The following is a 4,803-nucleotide window of genomic DNA, read 5'->3' on the forward strand; positions in this document are numbered from 1 at the left end:
ACCTGACCGTGCAGTACACCAAGGACCGCGTCCAGTTCGGCCGGCCGATCGGCAGCTTCCAGGCGCTCAAGCACCGGATGGCCGATCTCTACGTCGCCGTGCAGTCCGCGCGGGCGGTGGTCGGCGAGGCCGTGGCGGATCCGAACCCGACGTCGGCCGCGCTCGCCCGGGTTGCCGCCAGCGAGGCGTTCTCGACGGTGGCCGGTGAGGCGATCCAGCTCCATGGTGGCATCGCGATCACCTGGGAAAGCGACATCCAGTTGTACTTCAAACGCGCCCACGGCAGCGCACAGCTTTTGGGGCCTGCTCGTGAGCACCTGCGTCGCCTCGAAGCGCAGGTGTTCTAGCCTGAACTCGTGACGCTTTCGCTGCGGGCAGGTATTCCACCGTTCTATGTGATGGATGTGTGGCTGGCCGCGGCTGAACGGCAGCGCACTCATGGCGACCTGGTCAACCTGTCCGCGGGCCAGCCCAGCGCGGGGGCCCCGTCGCCGGTGCGCAACGCGGCGGTGTCGGCGCTGCAGGACAACCAGCTCGGCTACACGGTGGCGATGGGGAAGCCGGAACTGCGTGCAGCGATCGCGGATTCGTACTGGAGCCGGTACGGGCTGGAGATCGAGGCACGTGACGTCGTGGTGACCACGGGCTCGTCCGGCGGGTTCCTGTTGGCGTTTCTGGCCTGCTTCGACGTCGGCGACCGGGTGGCGATCGCCAGCCCCGGCTACCCGTGCTACCGCAACATACTCTCTGCGCTCGGCTGCGAGGTGGTCGAGTTGCCGTGCGGCCCGGAGACCCGATTCCAACCCACGGCGCAGATGTTGGCCGAACTCGATCCCCCGGTCGCGGGGGTGGTCGTAGCGAGTCCGGCGAACCCGACCGGCACGGTGATCCCGCCTGAGGAGCTCGCTGCGATCGCGTCGTGGTGTGAGACGACCGGGGTACGCCTGATCAGCGACGAGGTCTACCACGGTCTGGTGTACGAGGGATCCCCGGCGACCAGCAGCGCGTGGCAGACATCGCGAGAAGCCGTGGTGGTCAACAGCTTCTCGAAGTACTTCGCGATGACGGGGTGGCGGCTGGGCTGGCTGCTGGTGCCCGAAGAACTGAGGCGGGCCGTGGACTGCCTGACCGGCAACTTCACCATCTGCCCCCCGACGCTCGCCCAGGAGGCTGCGGTCGCGGCGTTCACCGCGGAGTCCGTCGCCGAAGCCGATTCACTGCTGGAGGGTTACGCGGCGAACCGGACGGTGCTGCTCGACGGTCTGCGCGCGATCGGTATCGACCGGCTCGCCCCGACCGACGGTGCGTTCTACGTCTACGCCGACGTCTCGCACCTCACCACCGATTCGCTGGCGCTCTGCTCGAAGCTGTTGGCCGAGACGGGCGTTGCCATCGCACCGGGGGTCGACTTCGACACCGTCCGCGGCGGTGCATTCGTGCGGCTGTCGTTCGCCGGTGCGTCCGCCGACATCGAGGAGGCACTGCGGCGGATCGGTTCGTGGCTGAATTAGTGCCCGGCTCAACCCAGTCCGGTGGACGAGCGGCGTCGACGCGATATCGCATCGACGCTCGCCGCGAGTAGCAGCACACCGCCGGTGACCAGGAAGTTGATGTACGACGACTGATTCAGCAGGCCGAGTCCGTTGGCGATCGTGGCCACCACGACCCCGCCGATCACCGCGTCCACCGCCCGGCCCTTGCCGCCGAACAGACTGGTTCCGCCGGCCCTGGTCGCCGGGATCGACTCGTCGACGCAGTCATGCAAGGTGGTGGTCTGCGATGCCGACACCGGCCGGGTGGTGCGGACGGCGTCGTCCCCACATCCCGGCGGCACCGAGGTCGGCCCTGCTCTGTGGTGGGATGCGCTACAGCGTGCGATCGCCGAGGCAGGCGGGTTGGACGACGTGTCGGCCGTCTCGGTGGGGGCCCAGCAGCATGGCATGGTGTGCCTGGACTCCCGCGGACGAGTGGTCCGAGACGCGTTGCTGTGGAACGACACCCGGTCCGGCGACGCGGCCTGTCAGCTGGTCGAGGAACTCGGCGGTCCCGCGGTGTGAGCGCAGCGCGTCGGCGTGGTGCCGGTCGCGTCGATAACCGCGGCGAAGCTGCGGTGGCTGGCCGACCACGAGCCGGACCATGCCGACGAGACCGCGGCGGTGTGCCTCCCGCACGACTGGCTGACCTGGCGCCTGACCGGATCCTCCGACATCGCCGATCTTCGCACCGACCGCAGTGACGCCAGCGGCACCGGCTACTACTCGGCCGAAACCGACTGCTACCAGACCGACCTGCTCGAACTGGCGTTCAGGGGACGCGTTCCCGCGGTGCCGCGGGTTCTGGGACCGCGTGACTCAGCGGGCGCCACGCCGCTGGGAACCGTGCTCGGCCCCGGTGCCGGCGACAACGCCGCAGCCGCACTGGGATTGGGCGCAGCAGCCGGCGACTGCGTGGTCTCGTTGGGGATGTCGGGGGTGGTGAGTGCCGTTGGGCAGGCGGCGCCGCACGACGCGGAGGGCCTCGTTGCCGGCTTCGCCGACGCCACCGGGCATCAGCTTCCGCTGGTGTGCACCCCCCTCAACGGGGCGCCGGTGCTGGCTGCGGTGGCCGAGATGCTGAGCCTGGACTTCGAGGAATTCGACCGGCTCGCGCTGTCGGCACCCGCCGGGGCCGATGGCCTGGTCCTCATCCCCTACTTCGACGGGGAACGCTCGCCGAACCTGCCCCGGGCCGCCGGCGCCCTGCACGGCATGACAACACAAAACCTGAACTCCGCGAAAAACATTGCTCGTGCCGCCGTGGAAGGACTACTGGCCTCGATGGCGTATTGCACCGGCAAGATCGCCGAGCAGGGCGTCGCTGCCGAACGCATCATCCTGATCGGTGGTGGAGCGCGGTCCGAGGCCATCCGGCGCATCGCACCCGCGGTGTTCGGTACTGCGGTACACGTGCCGACTCCAGCGGAGTATGTGGCACTCGGGGCGGCCCGGCAGGCGGCGTGGGTCCTTTCCGGCGAGCAGTCGCCACCCCCATGGACCGTCGGCGTGACCAACACGTACGACGCCACCACGACGCCCCGGGTGCTCGAGCAGTACCAGCCGCTCGAGAGCTCACGATGAGGTGACCGGACCTGTCGGTGGGGTGGTTTAGTCTGGGTTCATGTTCGAAAGTGCGTTCGACTTGGATGCGGCAGCCGGTGAGGCTGAGCTGCGGGCGCAGGTCGAGCAGCTCGAGAAGCTGAAAAGTGTGGCCGCCGCGGCCCAAGCGCGGGTGACGGCGTTGTGGGCGGCCAAACGGGCTCTTCGATTTTGACCGGGCAATCAGCATGAAGTCTGGGTTGCGGCCCGCTGTTTGCGGGTGCAGTGGAATCGTATCCGGCGGGCAGAGTTCTCCGGGTTCCGGAATCCGCAGCCGACTCGTTTGACCTGTTTGACCAGTCGGTTGTAGCCCTCGGTGCGTGCGTTGGTGATGCCGGTCTGGACGAACGCGTTGATCTCGGGCCACCAGGTGTCGACGGTGGTGGCCAGGGTGAGCAGCTCGGGGATCTGGGAGTCGATGCACCAGCACAGGAATCGGTGCAGCCGGTGGCGGGTCAGATGCGGGTCTCCGCCGACCCGCACGGTGGACAGCAAGGTGCGTAGCTCTTCTTTGGCGATCCACGCCGACAGGATTTGCGCACTGGGATCCTCAGCCTGGATCTGGTTCCACATCGTAGCAAAGCTGTTCTGCGACAAGCGTTCCCGCGCGCGCAGGAGTCTGCGTCGGTTGGCCCATTCGGGGTCGATTTTGCGGCCCCGGTGCTCGCGCAGTTCCCAGGTCACGCGGCGACGCACCTTGGTCAGTGCTTCGTTGCCGAGCTTGACCAGGTGGAAGTGGTCGACCACCAGTGTCGCGTTGGGCAGCAGCCCAGGCGTGCGGATCGCCGAGGCGTAGACCGCAGCGGGGTCGATAGCCACGAACTCGATCGCTTCCCGGAACTCGGGGGTGCGCTCGCCCAGCCAGTCGATGACGGCGGCCTTGGTGCGGCCTTCACGCTGCCCGAGCAGGCCCTGATCGCCGGCCAGGTCGACGAACCCGGTGTCCCACGGGTCGACCCGCACCCATTGCCGGGTCTGCTCGCAGTGCTGCCAGCGGGGCTTTGCGCGGCGGGTCTCGTCGATGCCGAGAGCCCGGGTCGGGGCGGGCTCGACGAGCAGTTCCTCGGCGTGGGCGACGAACGCGCGGTGCGCGGTCGGCCACGACACGCCGTGGCTGGTGGCGACCTCGGTGACCGAGCGGGCCGCGTCCCCGATCGCCGCGCCGATCTGGCTGCGCAACCGTCTGGTGGTGCGCGCTCGGGCCGGGATCTGGGCGATGGACTCGGTGAACGAGCCGCGCTCACAGTAGTCCTCCCGGCACCGCCACCGGGTCTTGTTCCACCGCAGCATGATTCGGTCTTCGCCGTAGCCGATGTCCTTGGGCGAGGTGCTAACCCTGGCTTTCACCGACGTGGAGAGCACCCCACACGATGGGCACGCCGCCGCCGTCTCGCTGGCAGTCACCGCGTACACCACACGCGTCCCATCGGCCCGGCGCTCGACACGCTCGACCCGTACCCCTGGTAGCCCAAACAACAATGTCGTACCGTCAGACACTGGCCCTTGGTTCCCTTCGTCAGCCTGAATGCTTCGCAACTTTCAGACTTCGGAAGACCAGGGGCCTCCAACTTCAACGACACGCTCTATGAGAGCGAAATCACAACTGCCCACTTAAAATTGAAGAGCCTCTAAAGGGGAAGCCGAGCGCGTTGCACCCACAAGGGCGCCG

At 68.0% G+C, this 4,803-nt stretch carries 3 protein-coding genes and 3 pseudogenes; 4 read left to right on the forward strand and 2 right to left on the reverse strand.

Going from position 1 to position 4,803, the window contains the following annotated elements; translation table 11 throughout:
* Both WA944_RS26230 and WA944_RS26235 read left to right on the forward strand, forming a co-directional pair.
* A partial coding sequence (locus WA944_RS26230; protein ID WP_526371528.1) for an acyl-CoA dehydrogenase family protein occupies positions 1–347 on the forward strand: 347 nt, incomplete at its 5' end.
* Between the two features lie 51 nt (positions 348–398).
* Complete coding sequence (locus WA944_RS26235) at positions 399–1,511, forward strand: pyridoxal phosphate-dependent aminotransferase (RefSeq protein WP_526371530.1); 1,113 nt, start codon at positions 399–401, stop codon at positions 1,509–1,511.
* A gap of 8 nt (positions 1,512–1,519) precedes the next feature.
* Here the strand turns inward: WA944_RS26235 and WA944_RS26240 are convergent.
* A pseudogene (locus WA944_RS26240) lies at positions 1,520–1,729 on the reverse strand (ABC transporter permease); the annotation flags it as partial.
* Between WA944_RS26240 and WA944_RS26245 the strand changes: the two are divergent.
* Positions 1,713–3,116, forward strand: a pseudogene (locus WA944_RS26245) (xylulokinase). The pseudogenes WA944_RS26240 and WA944_RS26245 sit on opposite strands and share 17 nt — an antisense overlap.
* A gap of 40 nt (positions 3,117–3,156) precedes the next feature.
* A pseudogene (locus WA944_RS26250) lies at positions 3,157–3,297 on the forward strand (HNH endonuclease); the annotation flags it as partial.
* 20 nt (positions 3,298–3,317) lie between these two features.
* Here the strand turns inward: WA944_RS26250 and WA944_RS26255 are convergent.
* Entirely contained in the window at positions 3,318–4,670 is a 1,353-nt protein-coding gene (locus WA944_RS26255; RefSeq protein ID WP_526608745.1) for an ISL3 family transposase, read from the reverse strand.
* Between the last annotated feature and the right edge of the window lie 133 nt (positions 4,671–4,803).

Source organism: Mycobacterium sp. (genome assembly GCF_049683355.1).
GTDB lineage: Bacteria > Actinomycetota > Actinomycetes > Mycobacteriales > Mycobacteriaceae > Mycobacterium.